Consider the following 23148-nt stretch of genomic DNA (forward strand, 5'->3'; position numbering starts at 1 on the left):
GGGTGGAATATATGAATCCAGATAATTTAACAGAAGCGGTATCACAAGCAATCGCTCAAGCTCAACAAATTGCTGTGACCCGAAAACAACAAAATATTACTGTGGCACACTTGTTTAAATTTTTAGTTCAACCCGGTGAATTAGCCCGGCAAATTTATTCTGAATTGGGATTAAATTTGGATGAACTAGAACAAGAATTAGATACTGAAATTGATCAAATTGCTACTGTTGCTGGCGATAATGTGAGTTATGGTCAATCATTGTCTAATAATATGTATCAATTATTGCAACAAGCAGAACAAATCAAAAATGAATTTAATGATGATTATATTGCCGTAGATACTTTAACGATTGCTTTAATGAAATTAAGTGGTGAAAAACTGACTGAATACTTGAAACGACAAGGAATTACCGAACAAAAAGTTCGAAATGAAGTCGCAAGTATTCGGGGTGGTGAACGCGTGACTTCTAAGAATCAAGAGGATGGTTACCAAGCACTGGAAAAATATGGTAGTGATTTGGTTAAGGCTGCTCGCGAAAATAAACTAGGACCAATTATCGGTCGGGATGCAGAAATTTTGGATGTAATTCGAATTTTATCTCGCAAAACTAAAAATAATCCGGTATTAATTGGTGAACCAGGGGTTGGTAAAACGGCCGTAGTAGAAGGTTTAGCCAAACGAATTGCTACTAACGATGTTCCCGAAAATTTACAAAATAAAACCATTTTTCAATTAGACATGAGTTCCTTAATCGCGGGTGCCAAGTACCGTGGCGAATTTGAAGAACGACTTCAGTCAGTATTAAAAGAAGTAAAAAAATCTGAAGGGCAAATTATTTTGTTCATTGATGAAATTCATACAATTGTCGGGGCTGGTAAAACTGAAGGGAGCATGGATGCGGGTAATATTTTAAAACCGATGCTTGCTCGAGGTGAACTGCATTTAATTGGAGCAACAACAATTGATGAATTCCGTCAAAATTTTGAAAAAGATAAGGCCTTAGAACGACGATTTCAACGTGTATTAGTGGCGGAACCAACGGTTGAAGATACCGTTACGATTTTACGCGGGTTGCGAGAAAGTCTAGAGATTCATCATGGCGTAAAGATTCATGACAATGCTTTAGTAGCTGCAGCTAAATTATCTAATCGCTACATTACTGATCGGTTTTTACCGGATAAAGCAATTGATTTGGTAGATGAAGCTTCAGCCGAAATTCGGGTAGAAATGAATTCCAGCCCCACTGAATTAGATCAAGCCAGTCGTCAATTAATGCGACTAGAAGTTGAAGAGGCCGCCTTAAAAGAAGAGACTGATGATGATTCTAAGAAACGATTAAAAGAATTATCGCGTGAATTAGCTAGCACTAAGGAAAAAGTTAATGAATTAAACGCTCGTTGGCGTGATGAAAAACAATCATTGGAAAAAATTAGTAGTAAAAAGCAAGAATTAGATAAGGCTAAAAATGATTTGCAACAGGCTGAAAGTAATTATGACTTAAATAAAGCGGCCGTGTTGCAACATGGAACTATTCCGGAATTGGAAAAAGAAATTGCCAGTTTAGAAGCACTTGATCGAGAAAATGAATGGTTAGTAGAAGAATCGGTTACCGCAGATCAAATTGCTGATGTCGTTAGTCGTCAAACTGGAATTCCAGTAGCTAAGTTAGTTGAAGGTGATCGCGAAAAACTACTTCATTTGGCTGACCATTTACATCAACGAGTGGTTGGGCAAGATGAAGCTGTTGAAGCCGTTTCAGATGCCGTGATTCGGTCTCGAGCCGGATTGCAAGATCCAAGTAAACCATTAGGATCATTTCTATTTTTAGGTCCTACTGGGGTTGGTAAAACAGAGTTAGCTAAGGCGTTAGCGGAAAATTTATTTGATTCTGAAGATCATATGGTACGAATTGATATGTCAGAATATATGCAAAAAGAGTCGGTTTCTCGTTTAGTAGGGGCTGCGCCTGGATATATTGGTTATGAAGAAGGCGGTCAACTAACTGAAGCGGTTCGTCGTAATCCGTATACGATTGTTTTGTTTGATGAAATTGAAAAAGCTCATCCGGATGTTTTTAATATCTTGTTACAGGTTCTAGATGATGGTCGTTTAACTGATGGTCAGGGACGGACTATTGATTTTAAAAATACAATTTTAATTATGACCTCAAATATTGGTTCGGATTTATTGCTTGAAGGAACTAAAGCGGATGGTACCATTCCAGCTAATGTCAAACAGGCTGTTTCACAACAATTACACGCCAGATTTAAACCGGAATTTTTAAATCGAATTGATGATACAATAATGTTTACGCCATTAACGCTGCAAGATATGGAATTAATTGTACAAAAATTAGTTGATCAATTAGCTAAACGGCTAAAAGAACAAGAAATTGGCTTAAAAATCACTAATGCTGCTAAGGTTTGGATTGCTAAGCAAGGTTATGAACCGCAATTTGGGGCACGACCATTACAACGTTTTGTGACTAAAACAGTAGAAACACCATTGGCTAAATTACTGGTGGCTGGCGACATTAGTAGCGGCGACACTGTGGAAATTGATACTGACAATAATGAATTAATCTTTAAACATTAAAAAAGCGCACAAAAAAAGCCGGAATATTATATTCCGACTTTTTTAATCTTGGTCCTTAAGCAGTAGACTAACACCATTAACTAAAATTAATGCAGCTACTGAAGCAACAATAGCAATATTGATCATATTATATGGCATTCCTTCAAGTGCAGAGACAATGTATCCGATTACCTCTCCAAGAAGAATTGCCCAAAAAATAACAGCTAAATTACCACTAATCCATCTAGGCATATTATCACCTCACCAATAATATTCATTTTAGCACAAATTGACTAGGCAATGAAAGCGTAATCTCTATTTATTTAATGCGATTTACATTAGATTTGCTATAATTTAACTAGAAAGAGGGTGACCCAATGGAATACGTACCATTACAAGTAATTAGTTCGTACAGTTTATTAAAAAGCCCCATTAAAATTAGTGATTTAGTAATTACTGCTAAAGACCGTGGTTATAAAACAATGGTCTTAACAGATTTTAATGTTATGTATGGTGCTGTAGAATTTTACGACGCTTGTGTTAAAAATAATATTAAACCAATCATTGGGCTTACTCTGGAATTAAATGATGAAACTGATATTAATAATACAGATCAAATAATTTTGATTGCTAAAAATAACATAGGCTATGGTAACCTAATGGCCATTTCTAGTGAAAAAATGATTAATGATTCTTTTACTATGGCTGATTTAGCAGGCAAATTAGCTGGTATAGCGGTAATTGTGACCGAGCAATCTGGTTATTATAAAAACTTAATTAGCGGAGCACTCAATGAAGCTAATGATTATTTAGCAAAGCTTTTAGCCTTTCAATCCAACAACGAAGTATTTGTTGGAATTAGTTATCATACTAGTCCAGAAATTAATCGAATGGTGGAAAAACATGCTACTGATTTAGGAGTTAGTGTTATTGCTTTTCAAACGGCTGAATATTTAAATGCAGATGATTTGTTTACTAAAAGAGTACTTCAAAATATTAATGCTAATCAAAAAATGAACGATATTACAACCAAAATCAAGCAACTGGGGCCTAATTGGTTAATTCCCATGGCTGATGAATTAAAGCAATTTCAGCAACAACAAATAACAGCTGGAATTGAGACCCTCAATCAATTAATCAGTGAAGTCGATTGGCATTTAGAAAAACAAACGCCGTTGTTACCTAAATTCTCAGTGCCCAATGGAATGAATTCGGCCCAGTATTTAAGATCATTAAGTGAAGCTGGATTAAAACACCGAATGCAACAAAATAATATTCAAGATGTCGATAAATACCAACAACGACTCGAAAGAGAATTAAGTATTATTCACCAAATGGGCTTTGATGATTATTTTTTGATTGTTTGGGATGTTATTAAATATGCTCATGAACATAATATCTTGACGGGACCCGGACGAGGATCCGCAGCGGGTTCTTTAGTTTCCTATTGTTTGTTAATTACGAATGTTGATCCAATTAAATACGATTTATTATTTGAGCGCTTTTTAAATCCAGAGCGTCATCAAATGCCCGATATAGATATTGATTTACCGGATAATAAGCGGGATCAAGTGATTAATTATATGCACCATAGATATGGTGATGATCATGTAGCTCAAATTATTACTTTTGGTACCTTAGCTGCTAAACAAGCAATTAAGGATGTGAGCAAGACATTTGGATTAACTCCTGTGCAACAAAGCGTTTGGAGTCAGGCTTTTCCAGCTAATGGGCGGTACCACAACCTGGCCGAAGCATATGCAAATTCTCAAAAATTGAAAAACTTAGTGGCTGACTCAACATTAAATGCTCAAATATTTAGGACAGCTCAAAAAATTGAAGGTTTACCTAGACATTTTTCAACCCATGCTGCCGGTTTAGTACTGAGTCAACAATCATTAGTTAAACAAGTACCACTACAGCCAGGTAACGAAGGATTATTGATGACGCAATACTCTAAAAATTATGTTGAATTAGTCGGACTGCTCAAAATAGATTTTTTGGGTTTACGTAATTTAACGTTATTAGCTGATGTAATGGATAATATTAAACAGAGCTTGGGCCACCAAATTGACTTAAATCAAATTCCGTTAGATGATGCGACCACCATTTCCTTGTTTAGTAATGGAAAAACTAACGGTATTTTTCAATTTGAATCACAGGGAATTCGGCAAGTACTAGTGGATTTTCAACCGACTAATTTTGCTGATATTGTTTTAATTAATGCTTTGTATCGTCCGGGACCAATTGATAATATATCATTGGTAATTGAACGTAAAAGGCAGAAACAGGCTGTAACCTTTAATTTACCCGTAATGAAACAAATTCTACAGCCAACTTATGGTATTATCGTTTATCAAGAGCAAGTAATGCAAGTAGCCTCTGCCTTAGCCGGATTTTCGTTAGGACAGGCTGATATCTTACGACGAGCGATGAGTAAAAAGAAATTACAAGAAATTGATGACATGAAGACGAGCTTTATTGAAGGAGCTAAGCATCGCGACGTTTCTTCAGTTGAAGCTACTCAAGTATTTGATTATATTGAAAAATTCGCTAACTATGGCTTCAATAAATCGCATGCGGTTGCTTATAGTATTGTTGCTTTTCAAGAAGCATATCTAAAGGTTCACTATCCACAGGCTTTTTATACTGCTTTACTGAATTTTGCCAAAAATGATGGTAATAAAATTAAACAATACTTAGTTGAAATTAAGGCACTTAATATTTCAGTTACGGGCCCTAATATCAATTTAAGTGAAAATCAATTTACAATTACTGATAATCAAATTGTATTTGGTTTGGGAGTAATTAAAGGATTAAGAAAAGATTTTGTTGCGGCTATTTTGCAAGAGCGTCAAAATGGTGGCCCTTATAAATCATTTGCTAATTTCATGCAACGATTACCAGAAAAATACCGACAAGAAGAACTATTAAAACCGCTAATTTATGTAGGGGCTTTTGATGAATTTGGGTTTAATAGAGCTGAATTAATTGCAGCGGTACCAGAATTTATTAGCTCTACTGAGTTAAGTGGTAATTCGATTGAATTACTGCAAATACTAGCTCCACAGATTACTAGACGGGATGATTTTTCTTTAACTGATAAATTGGAAAAAGAAAATGAATATTTAGGAGCATATTTATCGGGGCATCCAGTCGAAAAATTTACAAAATTAAATCAACAATTTTCGTTAACTAACGTTGCTGATTTAGTTGTTGGTCAAAAAAATAAAACCATTTTATTATATGTTTCAAAGATAAAAACCATTCGAACCAAAAAAGGACAGCAAATGGCCTTTTTATCTGGCTCTGATCAAACTGGTGATATTGAAGTAACCATTTTCCCTAAACAATTCGATCAAAACGAATCATGGTTACACAAAGAAATGGTAATTATGGTTAATGGTTCAGTTGAATATCGGCAAGAAATGCAGTTTATTGCTAATTGTTTGCAACCTGCTGAAAATGTTGCTCGTAAAATAAAATCATCTGCCAAACAACAGACATGGTTTATTAGAATTACGGATATGACTCAGTATAATCAGGCGGTTAATAATATTGCAAAGTTAGGCCAAGGGGTAGTAGGTAATACTTCTGTTATTATTTTTGAGGCCAATCATCGAATTACTAGGAAATTAAATGCTAGATATGATTTGCGTAATGACGAACAAACTAATCAACGATTAAAAGAATTATTCGGTGAAAATAACGTTATTTTACAGTAAAAAATTAAAAATATAAGTAAGGGCTTTCTTTCACTAAATATCAACAATGCCCGTCAATAACTGTTTTAAGCTTCAGTAACATTTACAAGACATTGTAAAATAAAAGTGTTAGAATACCTTTTGAATATGGCGAAAAATCAAGTGCTGACTCAGATTTTGAATTAGGACAAGATGATAATTCGCAAGCTAAAAGGAGAGATACTACTTATGAAAAAGACAAAGATCGTAAGTACCTTAGGACCAGCAAGTACCGATGTTGATATTATTGCTCAGTTGATTGAAGCTGGCGCAAATGTTTTCCGGTTCAACTTTTCACATGGTGATCATGAAGAACATTTAGATCGAATGAATAAAGTTCATGAAGCTGAAAAGAAAACTGGTAAGACTGTTGGTATTATGCTTGATACTAAGGGTGCTGAAATTCGAACTACCGTTCAAAAAGGTGGCAAAATTGAATTCCATACCGGAGACACTTTCCGTATTTCTATGGATGATAGTATTGAAGGAACTCCTGAAAAGATTGCAGTTACCTACCCAGGTCTATACGATGATGTTCATGAAGGCGGTCACGTATTATTTGATGATGGTTTGCTTGATACAGTTATCGAAAAGAAAGACGATGCTAATAAAGAATTAGTTGTTGTTGCTCAAAATGATGGTATGCTTGGATCACGTAAAGGGGTTAACGCTCCTGGTGTTTCAATCAACTTGCCTGGTATTACTGAAAAAGATTCAGACGACATTCGTTTTGGTTTGGATCATGATATTGATTTTATTGCTGCTTCATTTGTTCGTAAACCTCAAGATGTTCTTGATATTCGGGCTCTTCTTGAAGAAAAGAATATGGAACATGTTCAAATCTTCCCTAAGATTGAATCTCAAGAAGGTATTAATAACTTCGACGAAATCATCAAAGTTTCTAATGGTTTGATGGTTGCCCGTGGTGACATGGGTGTTGAAATCCCTGCTGAAAACGTTCCGTTGGTTCAAAAGACTTTGATTCGTAAGTGTAATGCGGCTGGTAAGCCAGTTATTACTGCTACTCAAATGCTTGATTCAATGCAAGAAAATCCACGGCCAACTCGTGCCGAAGCATCTGACGTTGCCAATGCTGTTTTTGATGGTACTGATGCAACTATGCTTTCTGGTGAAAGTGCTAATGGTGACTACCCTGTAGAAGCTGTTGCTACTATGGCTAGAATTGACGTTAAGGCAGAAAATGCCTTCCCTGAATTTGGTACTCCACGTCCAGCCTTTGCTGCTAATGATGTTACTGAATCCATTGGTGATTCCGTAACTCGTGTTGCCAAAGAATTGGGTATTAAGACAATTGTTGCTGCTACTAAATCAGGTTATACTGCACGTATGATTTCTAAATATCATCCAGATGCTGATATTTTGGCAATTACTTTTGACGAACAAACTCGTCGTGGTTTGATGATTAACTGGGGTGTTACTCCGATCGTTGTTGACGAACCTGCAAGTACTGACGAAATCTTTGAACTTGCTTCTAAGAAGGCAGTCGAAACTGGTCTTGCTCAAGAAGGTGACCTAATTCTTATTACTGGTGGTATGCCAGTTGGGGAAAGTGGTACTACCAACTTGATGAAAGTCCAATTAATCGGTTCTAAATTGGTTCAAGGTCAAGGTGTTGGTGACCAAACTGTTATTGGTAAAGCGGTTGTTGCAGATAACGCTGCTGATGCAGTTAGTAAGGTAACTGAAGGTAGTGTATTAGTTACTAAAACAACTGATAAAGACTACATGCCAGCTATCGAAAAAGCTAGTGCTTTAATCGTTGAAAATGGTGGCTTAACTTCACATGCAGCCGTAGTTGGTATTTCAATGGGATTACCAGTTATTGTTGGCGCTGAAGGTGCCACTAGCAAGATTTCTGATGGTGAGTTAGTTACTGTTGATTCTCATCGTGGAATTGTGTATCATGGTGCTTCAAACTCAATTTAATTTAATTGAATAACAATTAAAAGAGCTTGGGATTTCCCAAGCTCTTTTTCTTTATAAGTCGAAATTAAGAGTTAAAACGTGTAGAATGGTATCAGAATAAGGAAACGGAGTTGGACACAATCGAAAAAATAGGGTACGTCCAAACTGGTCAAGTGACCGATCAAAATGATCAAAATTATTTTGTTCAAATTGATGGGACAACATATCAGTTAGATAAAACAGAAATTAAAAAACCACTTAAGTTAGGTTCTAACTTTACTGGCTTTACTTACGAAAATGAACAACATAAACTACAAATTACTAGATTTCAACCAGAAATCCAGGTTGATCATTATGGTTTTGCTACAGTAGTTAGTCAACGTCATGGACTGGGAGTCTTTGTTGATATTGGCTTACCTAATAAAGATGTTGTGGTATCACTAGATGAATTACCAACGGTGCGTTCGTTATGGCCTAAAGAAGGCGATCGTTTACTGATTGATCTTGGTATCGATAAAAAGGGCCGCTTATGGGGGCATTTGGCTGATGAAGAGATTTTTGCTGCCATTGCTCGTCCACCAAAAAAAGATTTAAAAAATAAAGATATTAAAGCTACGGCCTATCGTTTGAAAATGGCGGGAACACGATTGTTAACGGAAGACTATAATTTGGCCTTTTTGCACCCCAGCGAACGAGTTGAAGAACCTCGTTTAGGTGAACAAGTTTCGGCACGAGTAATTGGTTATTTACGTGATGACAGTATTAATTTATCAACCAAACCACGTGCTTATCAAGCCATTGATGGTGATGCGGCCATGTTGTTAGCTACTTTACAACATGAAATATCACGTTCGTTACCATATACTGATCATAGTGATCCTGCTGATATCAAAGCTTTTTTTGGTATTAGCAAAGGCGCATTTAAGCGGGCTGTAGGTCATTTACTTAAAGCTAAAATGATTAAGCAAACGGAAACTGGTATTGAATTAATTGAACAAAATGATGATAAATGAAATTAATGACTATTTACATTATTTACAAGTAGAACGGGGCCTATCACATAATACTTTAGTTAGTTATCGTCAGGATTTAACTGAAGCACAACGCTATTTTAGTCAACGAGTTGATCGTTGGGGAGCTGTGGATCAATTTTTAATTTTAGATTTTTTAGATGAATTGTCCGGAGAAAATAAAGCACGTAATACTGTTATTAGAATGGTTTCTTGTTTACGAAAATTCTTTTTGTTTTTGCAACAATTCCAATATATTAAAACGGATCCAATGGCTAAAATCGACACTCCTAAAAAGGCTAAAACATTGCCAGATGTTTTAACTGTTGATGAAGTCAACGAGCTCTTAGCTACTCCAGATATTAAAAAGCCATTAGGATTAAGGGACCGTAGTATTTTAGAAACTATGTATGCAACTGGGTTACGGGTGAGCGAGTTAATCAACCTTAAGTTAGGCGATTTACATTTAACAATGCATTTAATTCAAACAATTGGTAAAGGTGATAAAGAACGAATTATCCCTATAAGTGATGTTGCAATTGATTGGTTGAATCAATATTTAACTGAGGTTCGTCCTAACTTACAAGCTAAGTCTTCAAATAATGATTATGTTTATTTAAATGCTCGAGGAAATCACTTAACTCGTCAAAGTATTTGGCAAATGCTTAAAAAATACGTTACTAAGACTAATATTACTAAAGATATTCATCCCCATACTTTAAGACACTCATTTGCCACTCACTTATTAGAAAACGGAGCAGATTTACGAATTGTCCAAGAAATATTAGGACATTCAGATATTTCTACTACCCAAATTTATACGCACATTTCTCATCAACATTTAACGGAAATGTATAATCAATTTCATCCCCGAGCGTAAAGTAATAAAGAGGTGTTTAAATGCTTTATCAATATCGTAAAGACTATGAAAAGATTACGATGGGACTCTTATCGTTAGTAGATAATTTGACTAGCATGGATTTGGTCAATCAAGAAATGCAATGGTATGACGGATCTGAGTCTCGTTACTTGTTTTTATATCGAGATGATAACAATAATTGGTCTGGACTGGTTGGATTAGAACAAAAAAACTCACAGTTGGTACTTCATCAATTAGTATGTACCCCCAGTAACAAAGAACAATTGACTTATAATAAAATATTGTCTGAATTAAGCCAAAGATTTCCGGAAAGTAAAATTGTCGGTAATTTAGACACTAGAAACATTTGTCAGCGATGGGAAGAGAGTCTGCGTCATGGTTAGGTCACTGCCAACGTTACAATTAACCGATTTTAGTGGACCTTTGGAGTTGTTACTACATTTGATTAAAAAAAATCAAATGGATATTTTTAATGTTTCAATAGTGCAAGTTACTAATCAGTATATTGATTTTATTGAAAACGCCGAAAAATTAAATTTGCCGATTATCGGTGAATATTATGTGATGGCTTCAACATTAATGAAACTAAAAGCATATTCATTACTTCCAATAACTGAGCAAAATGCTCAGGATACGGAAGATAATGAAAAAGTTCGGAAAGAATTGAAACAACGATTATTAGAGTATCAACGTTATCAACCAATTTTTGAGTATTTAAAAAAGGGGGAACGGCTTGCTAGAAAGCAGTTTACAATTCCCCCTGTTAAATTAGAAAAAAAGACCACAGTACTGATAATTCCTAGTAAAAAAAATGTTAAAAATTTGGCTAATGCTTATATTTATAGATTAAGACAACAAAATAAGCACCTTTTAGCTGGAGAAGTAACGGTTCACTGGCAATATTCAATTAAACATCAGAGTGAGCTAATTAGGACCCGTTTAAAAATGGATGATTCATTTTACTTTAAGACGTTACCTCACCATGATCGACAAGCTTTAGTAACTAATTTTTTAAGTATTTTAGAAATGAGTCGTAGTGGTGAGGTTCATTTATCACAAACCTTAAATACTGATATTTTGATTACAAAACGAGGACAATCAGATGAGTAATTTAGCAAAACTATCAGCCATAATCTATTCTGTTGGTAGTGACGGAATTAACCTTCGTGATTTGGCAATGGCGATGAATATATCAGAAGCGGCTTGTCGACAATTAGTGGAAAAACTAATGACTAAATTTGAGAACGACCCCAATTTAGGTATTGAAGTTACGGTTACTGATGGAGCGTATCGACTGGCTACTAAGACTCAATTAGCAACGGAAATCAATAATATCATTAGTAACAATCGACCGCATGAATTATCGACTGCAGCGATTGAGGTTGCAGCGATTGTGGCTTACAATCAACCAATATCTAGAATAGAAATTGATCAAATCAGAGGAGTTAATTCTAGTGGTAGTATTAAACATTTATTAGATTTAAACATATTGGTAATTACTGGTATTAAAGAAGAAGTAGGCCATCCTAAGTTATACTCATTGAGTAATTTTGGCTTAAGTTACTTTAATATTTCATCACTTGATGATTTACCTAAATTACCGGACACGATTGATCAAAATATTTCGTTGAATTAAACAAGAGAGGAAACATTATGGCTGAAAGATTACAAAAAGTAATGGCTCAAGCGGGAGTAGCTTCTCGTAGAAAAGCCGAAAGTATGATAACCGATGGTGAAGTTAAGGTTAATGGTAAGGTAGTAAAGGAATTAGGAACCAAAGTAACTGACAAAGATACCATTATTGTAAATGGGGTTCCTATTAGTAAAGAAGAACATGTTTATTATTTGTTATACAAACCTCGTGGGGTTGTAACTACTGTAAAGGACGATAAAAAAAGAAAAACGGTTTTAGATTTTTTTGAGAACGTTTCAGAACGAATTTATCCAGTGGGACGACTTGATTACGATACCTCCGGTTTATTATTACTGACTAATGATGGTGAATTAGATAACCGATTGACTCATCCCAAATATGAATTTGAAAAAAACTATGTAGCAAAAGTTAAAGGGATTGTATCCAATAACGATTTAAAACAATTGCGGGTTGGAGTCATGATTGATGATAAAAAAAGTGCTCCAGCTAAAGTTAAATTAATTAAAACCAATGAAGACGCCAAAACTAGTATTGTTTCGTTAACAATTCACGAAGGTAGAAATCATCAAGTTAAAAAAATGATGAGTGCCGTTGGTCATTCAGTAATGAAATTAAGTCGAGAATCATATGGCTTTTTAACCCTACAAGGACTCCAACCAGGTGAATGGCGTCGCTTAAAGCCACATGAAGTTGAAGAACTAAAGAAAAAAGTTGGATTAAAATAAGTTGACAATTATTTTGTCTTTGATATATTTAGGATAAATAAATAATTGATGTATCTTCAGGGCAGGGTGCAATTCCCGACCGGCGGTAAAGTCCGCGACCTAGTTATCCTTATGGTGGGTAATCTAGTTGATTCGGTGTAACTCCGAAACCGACAGTAAAGTCTGGTATAAAGAAGGTTCAATTGAAGTTTGATTGAACAGAGACCCTGTTTTTGGCGGGGTCTTTTTTTGAAGATAATCATTGGATAAGGAGTGTTTTCAATGGAAAACCATGGTCATACCAGGTTGGTTACTTCAGATATTGTTCGTTCGGCTGTTTTGGCGGGGTGCTCGTATGTATTAATGTTTTTCTCGTTTCCCATTATTCCCTTAGTTCCATATATGAAGATTGATTTCAGTGATTTACCAGTCTTAATTGGAACCGTCTTAATGGGACCAATTGGCGGTGTTATAATTGCCGCCGTTAAGTCATTGCTATATTGGGTTACGACCGGGGCATCCATAGCTAATTTAATCGGGGTGGGGTCCTCATTTGCCGCTTCCATAATTTTGCTAGAAAGCTATTACTATTTCAGTCGTTGGACTAAAAATCGTTCTAAAGCTATTCGTTGGACAGTTAATTTATTAGGGATGGCAATTAGCTTAATGATTTTTATGTCAATCTTAAACTGGTTAGTAGTCACGCCACTATACCTTAATTTAGTTGGGTTAAAACTATCTTTACCTATTGCTAAATTAGTGGTTTACGCCGTTGCCCCCTTTAACTTGATTAAGGGAGTTTTAGTGGGAGGCCTCTTTGAAATAGTAGTGCAACGGGTTTTACCTAGACTAAAAAGTTAATTAATAGTACGCAACTTCTGTTTGAGAAGTTGGGTACTATTTTTGCAATTAAATGTAGCTATTCATTTTATAAAAAATAAATTACCAGGAGAAGAATTTTGACTTTTTATACGTATGATTACTTAGTGAGACAAGAACAGCCACTCAATCCAGTTAAAATTGCAATAATTATTTTACTAATTGTGGTAATTGCCTTTTTCTCTATCAAGTATCGTCAGAATAAAACTTTAATTAAATATCGTGATTTATCCATTATTTTTATTTTTGTGGGTCTATTTTTAACTTTTGTACAATTAAATCAAATTAATGATATTCGTAATCTTCAGGGACAAAGCCAGTCCATGATTAAAATTATGAATAAAATAGCTCAGCATAATCATAGTGCCACTCATGATTTACAAATTAATTCTGCTACAATTAATACTAATATGATTATCCGAGATACTCATGATAATACTTATTATCAAATTTTGATGGATAGCAATCAGCAAGGATATCTAATTGAAAAAATGCAAATAGATACCGTAAATACCAAAATAGAAGTGGTGGGTCAAAAATAATGTTTAATTATTCTGATATCATTGTAAAATTAATAGTTGGCTTTATTTTTATTGTGATTTTAATTAATCTAACTGGGAAGAGCAATTTAGCTCCGAGTTCAGCAATGGACCAAATTCAGAATTATGTTTTAGGGGGAATTGTTGGTGGTGTTATTTACAACCCGGCAATTACTCTATTGCAATTTGTAATGGTTTTGGTTATCTGGTCACTCCTAATTTTAATTATGCGATATTTAACTATTCATGTGGGGCGCTTTAAAAAATTTGTCACGGGGATACCCATTACCATTATTAAAAACGGTGAAATTTTAGTTGATAATTGTTTAAAAGCTAATCTGGCGGCAAAAGATATTTATTTAAAATTGCGGATTGCTGGGGTAACAGATATTCAAACAGTTAAGCGAGCCATTTTAGAAACTAATGGTCAGTTAACCGTCATTTTACAGGGAGAAAATAATACTAATTTCCCTGTTATTACAGATGGAACCGTTGACTTTGACACGCTAGAATCGATGGGAAAAGATTTAAATTGGTTGCGAGATGAATTAACTAAGCGTGGAATTGATAGTGTTTCGCAAGTTTATTTTGCTGAATTTATTAATGATCGATTTCAGTTATCGTGTTATCCCACCCCACAAATAAAGCAGCGCTAAAACTAAAGGAGAAATGTGTGAATTCATTTGATCTTATTATTTGGCACGGATCAGCGGTTCAATGGCGCCGCCCCAAAGTGATTGAAAATATTTTAGGTGGCAAAAAGACCGTTTCCACCCTTTATTGGGGATTACAATATCAAATTATTAATGAAGTGGGACTATTGAGGGGAGAAAAAATATCGTTTGAGTCCGCAATGTTGCTTAAATTAAAACAAGATAACATTGTTGAATTGAACGATCATCACGAATTTAGATTAACTACCAAAGGAGCAAACAGAAAAAAACAATTACAAAGTATTCTGCCCTTAGCTCCTATTACTCAACCTATAGATATTGATTTGAATCATTTTGGTCAACGGTTGATTTTAGCGATTCAGGTAGCTTCTGAATTTAGTTATCAGAATCGTTCTTATTATCCCAGTCCGACTGGCCTTTTTGATAGTTTAGTCGTCAAAAACTGGTTTCACAATAATAAGACTAACCAACTAGTCCAAAAAATTAATCAAACTCTCACTAACTTTTTGCAACCGTTGAATTCTAATTTAGCTAATTTTTTTATTAGTAATTTTCGGGGGCATAATTATTCGGGGTTAACTAATCAGCAATTGGCCGATAAATATGATATAGATCTAACTTTTGTGATCTTTGTTAAAAACCAGTTAATTTGGTTATTTTTCTTACAAGTAGATGAAGCTGGTTTTTCCTTATGGCAACCGTTGTCGCGAAGCTTAGGTCGACCAGTTATCTCTCATAGTGCTAGGCAAACATATGAAATGAGTGAACAACAAAATCTTTCTTTTGCTGATTTAGCACGTTACCGTCAGGTGAAAACATCCACCATAAAAGAACATTTACTAGAAGTAGCTATCTGGTTACCAGTAGAAAAATTTGATTATCAGCGATTTATTTCAGCAAAAATTGTTACCGAACTACATGATATTGCTACGGATGACTTAATTACCATGAGTTATACTCAGTTAAGTAATAAGAACGAAATTGATTTTTTTGAATTTAGGCTTTATCAGATATATAGGAGTAAACGGCTTGAAACATGAAGAGAGAATTACCTTTTTAAAGAATAATTTTTCATTCGACGAATTTCGCCCGGGACAAGAGGAGGTAATTACTGCACTGCAGCGAGGCCAGGACACGTTGGCAGTTTTGCCGACCGGTAGTGGTAAAACTTTAATTTATCAATACTATGGCTTGTTAACTCGTCAAAAAGTATTAATTGTGTCACCGTTAATTTCGCTAATGCAAGATCAAGTCAGTCGCCTTCAAGCCATGGGCTCACGTCAGGTGGTAGCAATCACATCAATGTTGTCTTATGGTGAAAAGCAGTTTATACTAAGCCATCTAAGTTTATACAATTACATCTACCTTTCACCAGAAATGCTGGCCCAACCAGAGGTCATTAGGGCGTTAAAAACAGCTAAAATCGGCTTATTGGTTATTGATGAAGCCCATTGTGTGTCAGAATGGGGATCGGATTTTCGTCCAGAATACTTATCTATTAAAGACGTAATTAAAACTTTAAATCATCCGGTAACTTTAATGCTTTCAGCAACTGCTGATGAAGAAACTCGCACCGATATCTTAGCCAAATTAAATTTACAGATCGATGCGGTTTATCAGGTTGTGGAATCAGTTAATCGTTCTAATATTTTTTTAACCGGTCAAAACTTTGAAAACGTGAAAGCCAAAGATCAACAATTAATTAAAATAGTTAAACAATTAAACGGTGCGGGGATTATTTATTTTAGTAGTAAAAAACAGGCCGAGGTAATCACCGATTTATTGAATAAGAAAACGGATAAAAAAATTTTAGCTTATCATGCCGATTTAGATGCTGATCAACGATTAACTATTCAACAACAGTTTATGCAAAATCAAGTTGATGTAGTTTGTGCTACTAGTGCATTTGGAATGGGGATTGATAAGGATAATATTCGGTATGTAGTGCATTATCATTTACCAGGCAATCTACAAAATTACGTTCAAGAGATTGGTCGTGCAGGACGGGACGGACAACCTAGTTTAGCAATATTATTATATGCGCCTGGAGATGAATATATTCAAGTTTCATTAAATAGTCATTCAGTGATTGATAGTAATATCATTGATTATTATTGGCGACATCCCCAACCGGATAATGAGTCAGAACAGGCACAACTATTAACTTATTATTGGCGGCATGATTACGAAGTTAAAAAAGTACAACAAATATTTAAGCAACGTGAGTTTACTCGACAAAATGAATTACAACAAATGTTAAATTATGTTTTTACTAGAACATGTCGTCGTCAATTTATCTTGAATTATTTTGATGAACAATCAGTAAATAATAATATTCAGGACTTTTGTTGTGATAAGGATGAAGGTCAGTTAGCTTGGCAGGAATTTAATAAGCGATGGCTAAAGCCGACTAAAGCAAACACTTCACAAACTCAGTGGCGAACAATTTTACACCAATTATTTTTAGTGAAAAATTAAAATTCTTGATTGCAAAAGATGGTACACTTAATAATGATTTATATGCTCTTAAGTGTAGGGAGGCTATTAATTAAATGGAACCAGATAATAAAAAGGATCAACCATGGAACCAAACTTTTTCCGAAAGTCGGGATGCTAACGGTAACCTTTCTCGTACTCAAATGAGAAAAGCAAACAAAAGCCATAATTTATTGACTGTCGGATTGATCGCAATTATTGCATTAATTGCAGTGGCTTCCATTGTCTATGGGTTGTCTAAGCAAAGTGCATTAGGTAAAGAGGAGTCTAAGGCTCAGGCATCTAGTAGTGTGAGAACTAGTAAGCAGGTTAAAGCTACCAGTTCTTCAAAAAAAAAATCTTCAGAGAAGTCAGCTACAGAATCATCTAAGAAGACAGATTCTACTGATGCAAGTAGTGAGAGTGTAGAGGACAAAACGAGTTCCACTAGTGAAAGCAGTAATAGCAATAGCAAGACTGATGATAGTAGTCAAAATAATAACTATGGTCAAAATGATGCTTCTAGCCAATCATCTACTACTAGTCAAAATACTGTTAACAACAGTAATACAGCTAATACTAATAATTCTAGTGCAACAAGTAACAGTGCTAGTTCAGCTACTTCTGCAACTGCCAGTTCTAGTACTGGTACTCACTATGCCACTGTTGGTAAAGGACAAGGAATTTATCGAGTTGCGGTCAATAATGGAATGACCGTTTCTGAATTAATGGCGTTGAATGGTTTATCATCAGCGTCTGAACTTCATCCGGGTCAACAGTTAAAAGTGAAATAGTAATTTTATTTAAGGTAGGAAATGTAAATGCATAAAAATGGACTTCAAGTAGCAATTGATGGCCCAGCATCGGCTGGTAAAAGCACAGTAGCAAAGCTAGTAGCTACAAAATTTAACTATATTTACTGTGATACCGGAGCAATGTATCGGGCCATCACTTATAAAGTATTACAAAATAAAGTTGATTTAGATGATGAAGCTGCAATTACTAAAATTGTGCAAAATTCAGTGATTTCATTTAAGCCAACTGAAAATGGTCAAAAAGTATTTATTGACGGTGAAGATATCACTGAGGCTATTCGTTCTGAAAAAGTAACTAATTCTGTTTCGGCAGTTTCGGCTATAGGTTCTGTTAGAAAGCAATTAAGTGATCAACAACAAGCTCTTGCTGCTAAGGGTGGTATTGTAATGGATGGAAGAGACATCGGTTCAACCGTATTGCCCAATGCTGAGGTTAAAATATTTTTAATCGCTAGTGTCGATGAACGGGCAGAACGTCGCTATAAAGAAAACATAGCTAAAGGAATGGATACATCTCTAGAAGTCTTAAAACAAGAAATTAGAGATAGAGACTATAAAGATTCTCATCGGGCATTATCACCGTTAGTAAAAGCCAAGGATGCCATTGAAGTTGATACAACTTCAATGACTATTAATGAGGTTGTTGAAAAAATTTCAACGATCATTGAAAAATATTTAACTAGTAATTAGGCAATTAACTAGCATTAATTGTCATTTTACGCTAAAATCTATAATAGAGTTGTTTCAAGGAGGAAATGTCGCATGAGTGAACAAGATAGCAGTGAAAACAAAGACTTGCTTGATGCTTTAAATAGTGTGAGTGAGGTTAAGATCGGAGACGTAGTTACTGGTGAAGTTTTGGCCATTGATGATAGTCAACAATTAATTGTTGGGATTGAAGGTACTGGTGTTGAAGGTGTTGTTCCACAACGTGAACTTTCATCTAACCAATCAGTAGATGATTTTAAGGCCGGAGATACATTGAGCCTCGTCGTTACTTCTAAGATTGGTAACGATAAAGAAGGCGGTAGCTATTTGCTATCTTCACGTCGATTAGAAGCACGCAAAGTTTGGGATGAATTAGCACAAAAAGCTGAAAATAAAGAAACTATCAAAGTACCTGTTACCCAAGTGGTTAAAGGTGGTTTAGTAGTTGATGCTGGTGTTCGTGGATTTATTCCTGCTTCAATGATTTCAGATCGTTTCGTTGAAGATTTAAATCAATTTAAGGGTCAAGAACTCGAAGTTGAAATTATCGAAATTGATCCAGCTTCAAATCGTCTTATTCTTTCACACAAAGCCATTGTGCAAGAAGAAAAGGCAGCTAATAAAGCAAAATTAATGGAAACTATTAAAGACGGCGACGTTATGGAAGGTACTGTCGCACGTTTAACTAACTTTGGTGCTTTCGTAGACCTTGGTGGTGTTGATGGATTGGTTCATGTTTCTGAAATTTCATATGAACGAGTTAACAAACCTTCTGATGTATTGAAAGCGGGACAAAAAGTTACTGTTAAAGTACTTTCAGTTGATTTTGACCGTGATCGTATTTCACTTTCAATTAAGCAAACATTGCCAGAACCATGGGATGGTATTGAAGATAAAGCCCCTGCAGGAGCCGTTCTTGAAGGTACTGTAAAGCGTCTTACTGACTTTGGTGCTTTTGTTGAAGTCTTCCCTGGTGTTGAAGGACTTGTTCATATTTCACAAATTGCCCATGAACATATTGCCACTCCAGCTGATAAGTTGACCACTGGTGAAAAAGTTCAAGTTAAGGTATTAAGTGTTGATCCAGAACGTCGTCGTTTAGCTCTTTCTATCAAGGCATTGTTACCTGAACCAGAAGGTGCCAAGAAACAAGACAACAAGCGAGAATCAGCTCCTGTTTCAGATAATTCAATTCAGAATGCTCCTGAAGAAGAAACTGGTTTTACTTTAGGCGATATTATTGGAAAAGATCTTAACGATTCTGACCAAAACTAGGTTAACAAACTTTAAAAGAGATTATCCTTGTTGAAGGGATAATCTTTTTTTCATAAAAATGAAATGAATTGAAAAGGAAGTGATAATTATGACACTACCAATAGTTGCTATTATCGGTCGTCCTAACGTCGGTAAATCAACGATTTTTAATCGAATTGCTGGAGATCGAATTTCTATTGTTGAAGACACTCCTGGTGTAACCAGAGATCGAATTTATGCCCACGGGGAATGGTTGGGTCGTGAATTCGCCATGATTGATACTGGTGGAATCGAAATTAGTGATGCTCCGTTTGTTGAACAAATTAAGAGTCAAGCCGAAATTGCGATTGATGAAGCTGACGTAATTATTTTTATTGTTAGTGGTAAAGAAGGCTTAACTAGCGATGACGAACAAGTGGCCAAAATCTTGTATCGTTCTGATAAACCAGTTGTATTAGCGGTGAATAAAGTTGATAATCCAGAAAAGCGTGAAGATATTTACGATTTTTATGCATTGGGCTTTGGTGAACCATATCCCATTTCTGGAGTTCACGGATTAGGATTAGGTGATTTACTAGATCAAGTTATTAGTCATTTCAGTGAAAAAACTGATGATGAAGATGATCAAAGTATTAAATTCAGTTTAATTGGTCGTCCTAACGTCGGTAAATCATCATTGGTTAATGCTATTTTAGGGGAGCAACGAGTTATTGTATCAGATATTGCTGGTACTACTCGTGATGCCATTAATACGCACTTTACAACTGACGATACTGATTTCACTATGATTGATACTGCCGGTATTCGAAAACGCGGTAAGGTTTATGAAAATACTGAACGTTACAGTGTAATGCGTGCAATGAAGGCAATTGATGAAAGTGATGTGGTCCTCTTTGTGATTAATGCCGAAGAAGGCTTACGGGAACAAGATAAAAAGGTTGCGGGATACGCCCATGAGGCTGGTCGAGCAATTATCATTGTTGTTAATAAATGGGATACCTTGAAAAAGGACAATCATACTCAAAAAGATTTTGAAACTTTAATTAGAAACGAATTTCAGTATTTGAGCTATGCTCCTATTATCTTTGTATCCGCTAAAACTAAACAACGAATTGAAAAACTACCTGATTTAATTAAACAAGTTAACATTAATCATAAGCGTCGGGTTCAGTCATCGGCTTTAAATGATGTTATTATGGATGCGGTAGCTATTCATCCGACCCCAACAGTTAGTGGAAAACGACTACGAATTTACTATGCTACTCAAGTAGCAGTTGGACCACCAACCTTTGTTGTTTTCGTTAATGATCCCGAATTGATGCATTTTTCATATGCTCGCTTTTTGGAAAATCAAATTAGAGATCATTTTGATTTCAGTGGAACTCCGATTAGATTAATTAAACGAAATAGAAAATAAAAATTGGTAAAACTATCAACTAGACAACTATAATTAAGGTAAAAAACATTGCAATGACGCGGTTCTTGTGCTATCTTTGAAAAAGAAAAGGTACTTGATTAGTATTTTTTTCTAAAATTATGGTTTTGTTTAATTCCGTAGTTTTACATACCTATTTGTTGAGGAGGTGAATTACTCATGGCAAACAAAGCAGAATTAGTTAGTGATGTTGCATCAGCAACTGGTTTGACTAAAAAAGATGCTACTGCTGCCGTTGATGCTGTATTTGAATCAATCCAAGCTAGCTTAGCTAAGGGTGAAAAAGTACAATTGATCGGTTTCGGTAACTTCGAAGTACGTCAACGTGCCGCTCGTAAGGGTCGCAACCCACAAACAGGTCAAGAAATTCAAATTCCTGCAAGCAAAGTACCAGCATTTAAGCCTGGTAAAGCTTTGAAGGATGCTGTTAAATAGTATTCATCTGTTTAAGCCAGAACGGCATTTGTCGCCTGGCTTTTTTATTTTGGTTGAACAACACAATGAGGTGATTTTATGAGCTATTCAGAAACAGCACTAGATCAATTAGAATCAGGTCAACTAGATGATTTTCAAAAATCTTTTCAGTTAGCATTAAAAAATGATACCGATGATTTATTGTTTTCCTTAGCAGAAGAATTGTATTCATTAGGATTTACGGAAAATGCTAAAGAAATCTATCAACAATTATTAGGTAAGTATCCTGATGAAGGAGAAATTAAAATTCATTTGGCCGAACTGGCAATTGATGATGAAGACGATGAACTAGCACTGGATTATTTATCTCAAATTAATCGAGATGACCCAGTCTACGTTCAATCACTGTTGGTAGCGGCTGATCTTTATCAAACTCAAGAATTATTTGAGATTAGTGAACAAAAATTATTAATGGCTCGTCAATTGGCACCAGATGAAGATATTATTAGTTTTGCTCTAGCCGAATTTTATTTTTCTACCAGAAACTTTAACAAAGCCGTTAATCTCTATTTAAGCTTGATTAAGCGAGGCAATTTAGCGATGGCTAATGTTAACTTAGTTGATCGTTTAGGGGTCTCATATGCTGAAACAGGCCACTTTGAACAAGCCTTAGGTTACTTACAACAAATTAAACCAGTGGATTTAACTCCAGATACTCGATTTGAGTTAGCTTTTACTTATTTCAATCTAAAAGATTACGAAGCAGCAATCAAAGAATTCGAGGAATTACGTGATACTGATCCTCAGTATGCTACTTTATATTCCTATTTATCGGATGCTTATGTTCAAAAAAATGAAAACAGTCAAGCTCTTAAAACTATCCAAGAAGGTCTTAGTGTGGATCAGTATAATGAACAACTTTGGCTAAAGGCTGCCAATATTGCTCAAATGGTGGGTGAAGATGATTTGACTTTAAATTATTTAAAACAAGGACTAGCTGTTGATCCAGATAACTTGGCTATTATTACCAGACTGTCAGCCTGGTATATCAAACATGAAGACTTTAGTGATGTAATTGAGTTGCTAGAACCAATGCAAGAAACAGATCAATTTGATGCTATGTTGGCGTGGAACTTAGCAACAGCCAATAATTCATTAGGGAATGGGAAAGCAGCTAAGCATAATTATGAAATTGCTGAAAGAGAGTTACAAGATAATGCTGATTTTCTTAAAGAAGCGGGATTGTTTTTCCGGACCACTGGCGATCATGAACAGGCCACACAACTATTTACCAATTACTTAAAACTGGTACCTGGTGATGCAGAAATTACTGAACTACTAGATGAAGAACTTTACAATGAATAATTATTAAATCTTTGGCAAGTATTTAAGCCAAGGATTTTTTATTTGTCCTCACAGGGATTATAACGACCGCTTTTGTCAGTCAATATTATCTGTTATC

At 35.3% G+C, this 23148-nt stretch carries 21 protein-coding genes and 1 riboswitch; of the genes, 20 read left to right on the plus strand and 1 reads right to left on the minus strand.

Annotation, left to right across the window (positions count from 1 at the left end; genetic code table 11):
• The first annotated feature begins 11 nt into the window (after positions 1-11).
• Positions 12-2597: an ATP-dependent chaperone ClpB gene (clpB, locus tag HII32_RS06585; RefSeq protein WP_172189582.1), complete on the plus strand. Its 2586-nt coding sequence runs from the start codon at positions 12-14 to the stop codon at positions 2595-2597.
• A gap of 42 nt (positions 2598-2639) precedes the next feature.
• Here the strand turns inward: clpB and HII32_RS06590 are convergent, their stop codons facing one another.
• Positions 2640-2828: a YjzD family protein gene (locus HII32_RS06590; protein WP_216655660.1), complete on the minus strand. Its 189-nt coding sequence runs from the start codon at positions 2826-2828 to the stop codon at positions 2640-2642.
• Positions 2829-2953: 125 nt separating this feature from the next.
• Between HII32_RS06590 and dnaE the strand changes: the two genes are divergently transcribed.
• From dnaE to HII32_RS06685, 19 genes are all read left to right on the plus strand, one after another.
• Positions 2954-6301 (plus strand): DNA polymerase III subunit alpha, encoded by a 3348-nt coding sequence (gene dnaE, locus HII32_RS06595; protein WP_172189584.1) that lies wholly within the window; start codon positions 2954-2956, stop codon positions 6299-6301.
• A gap of 207 nt (positions 6302-6508) precedes the next feature.
• The gene (gene pyk, locus HII32_RS06600; RefSeq protein ID WP_172189586.1) at positions 6509-8266 is read left to right on the plus strand and encodes a pyruvate kinase; all 1758 of its coding nucleotides are present in this window, start codon (positions 6509-6511) and stop codon (positions 8264-8266) included.
• Between the two features lie 110 nt (positions 8267-8376).
• Positions 8377-9258: a CvfB family protein gene (locus HII32_RS06605; RefSeq protein ID WP_216655661.1), complete on the plus strand. Its 882-nt coding sequence runs from the start codon at positions 8377-8379 to the stop codon at positions 9256-9258.
• Complete coding sequence (gene xerD / locus HII32_RS06610) at positions 9248-10135, plus strand: site-specific tyrosine recombinase XerD (protein WP_172190038.1); 888 nt, start codon at positions 9248-9250, stop codon at positions 10133-10135. Before HII32_RS06605 ends, xerD begins: the two co-directional genes overlap by 11 nt.
• Positions 10136-10155: 20 nt before the next feature.
• Entirely contained in the window at positions 10156-10518 is a 363-nt protein-coding gene (locus tag HII32_RS06615; protein WP_172189588.1) for a reductase, read from the plus strand.
• Positions 10511-11245: a segregation and condensation protein A gene (locus HII32_RS06620; protein WP_172189590.1), complete on the plus strand. Its 735-nt coding sequence runs from the start codon at positions 10511-10513 to the stop codon at positions 11243-11245. Before HII32_RS06615 ends, HII32_RS06620 begins: the two co-directional genes overlap by 8 nt.
• A complete protein-coding gene (gene scpB / locus HII32_RS06625) occupies positions 11238-11771 on the plus strand; it encodes an SMC-Scp complex subunit ScpB (RefSeq protein WP_172189592.1) in 534 nt (177 codons plus the stop codon). Before HII32_RS06620 ends, scpB begins: the two co-directional genes overlap by 8 nt.
• A 17-nt stretch (positions 11772-11788) precedes the next feature.
• Positions 11789-12514, plus strand: a complete 726-nt coding sequence (locus HII32_RS06630) for a pseudouridine synthase (protein WP_172189594.1) — start codon at positions 11789-11791, stop codon at positions 12512-12514.
• Between the two features lie 48 nt (positions 12515-12562).
• Positions 12563-12696: riboswitch (FMN riboswitch) on the plus strand.
• 79 nt (positions 12697-12775) lie between these two features.
• Positions 12776-13354 (plus strand): ECF transporter S component, encoded by a 579-nt coding sequence (locus tag HII32_RS06635; protein ID WP_172189596.1) that lies wholly within the window; start codon positions 12776-12778, stop codon positions 13352-13354.
• A gap of 98 nt (positions 13355-13452) precedes the next feature.
• Positions 13453-13914, plus strand: coding sequence for a DUF3290 family protein (locus HII32_RS06640; RefSeq protein WP_172189598.1), 462 nt, complete (start codon positions 13453-13455; stop codon positions 13912-13914).
• Positions 13914-14567 (plus strand): DUF421 domain-containing protein, encoded by a 654-nt coding sequence (locus HII32_RS06645; RefSeq protein WP_172189600.1) that lies wholly within the window; start codon positions 13914-13916, stop codon positions 14565-14567. The genes HII32_RS06640 and HII32_RS06645 overlap by 1 nt, the downstream gene beginning before the upstream one ends.
• Before the next feature lie 17 nt (positions 14568-14584).
• Positions 14585-15625: a helix-turn-helix domain-containing protein gene (locus tag HII32_RS07890; RefSeq protein ID WP_172189602.1), complete on the plus strand. Its 1041-nt coding sequence runs from the start codon at positions 14585-14587 to the stop codon at positions 15623-15625.
• Positions 15615-17063 (plus strand): RecQ family ATP-dependent DNA helicase, encoded by a 1449-nt coding sequence (locus HII32_RS06655; protein WP_216655662.1) that lies wholly within the window; start codon positions 15615-15617, stop codon positions 17061-17063. The genes HII32_RS07890 and HII32_RS06655 overlap by 11 nt, the downstream gene beginning before the upstream one ends.
• A 74-nt stretch (positions 17064-17137) precedes the next feature.
• Complete coding sequence (locus HII32_RS06660; protein WP_172189604.1) at positions 17138-17854, plus strand: LysM peptidoglycan-binding domain-containing protein; 717 nt, start codon at positions 17138-17140, stop codon at positions 17852-17854.
• Between the two features lie 27 nt (positions 17855-17881).
• Positions 17882-18565 carry a (d)CMP kinase gene (gene cmk, locus HII32_RS06665; RefSeq protein ID WP_172189605.1) on the plus strand — a complete coding sequence of 228 codons (684 nt, stop codon included), beginning with the start codon at positions 17882-17884 and terminating at the stop codon, positions 18563-18565.
• Between the two features lie 72 nt (positions 18566-18637).
• Positions 18638-19858, plus strand: a complete 1221-nt coding sequence (gene rpsA, locus HII32_RS06670; RefSeq protein ID WP_172189607.1) for a 30S ribosomal protein S1 — start codon at positions 18638-18640, stop codon at positions 19856-19858.
• An 88-nt stretch (positions 19859-19946) separates the two neighbouring features.
• Positions 19947-21254, plus strand: a complete 1308-nt coding sequence (der, locus tag HII32_RS06675; RefSeq protein WP_172189609.1) for a ribosome biogenesis GTPase Der — start codon at positions 19947-19949, stop codon at positions 21252-21254.
• A gap of 177 nt (positions 21255-21431) precedes the next feature.
• Positions 21432-21707 carry an HU family DNA-binding protein gene (locus HII32_RS06680; RefSeq protein WP_172189611.1) on the plus strand — a complete coding sequence of 92 codons (276 nt, stop codon included), beginning with the start codon at positions 21432-21434 and terminating at the stop codon, positions 21705-21707.
• 78 nt (positions 21708-21785) lie between these two features.
• Entirely contained in the window at positions 21786-23051 is a 1266-nt protein-coding gene (locus tag HII32_RS06685; protein WP_172189613.1) for a tetratricopeptide repeat protein, read from the plus strand.
• Positions 23052-23148 lie beyond the last annotated feature (97 nt).

Source organism: Lentilactobacillus kribbianus (genome assembly GCF_013184075.1).
Lineage (GTDB): Bacteria > Bacillota > Bacilli > Lactobacillales > Lactobacillaceae > Lentilactobacillus > Lentilactobacillus kribbianus.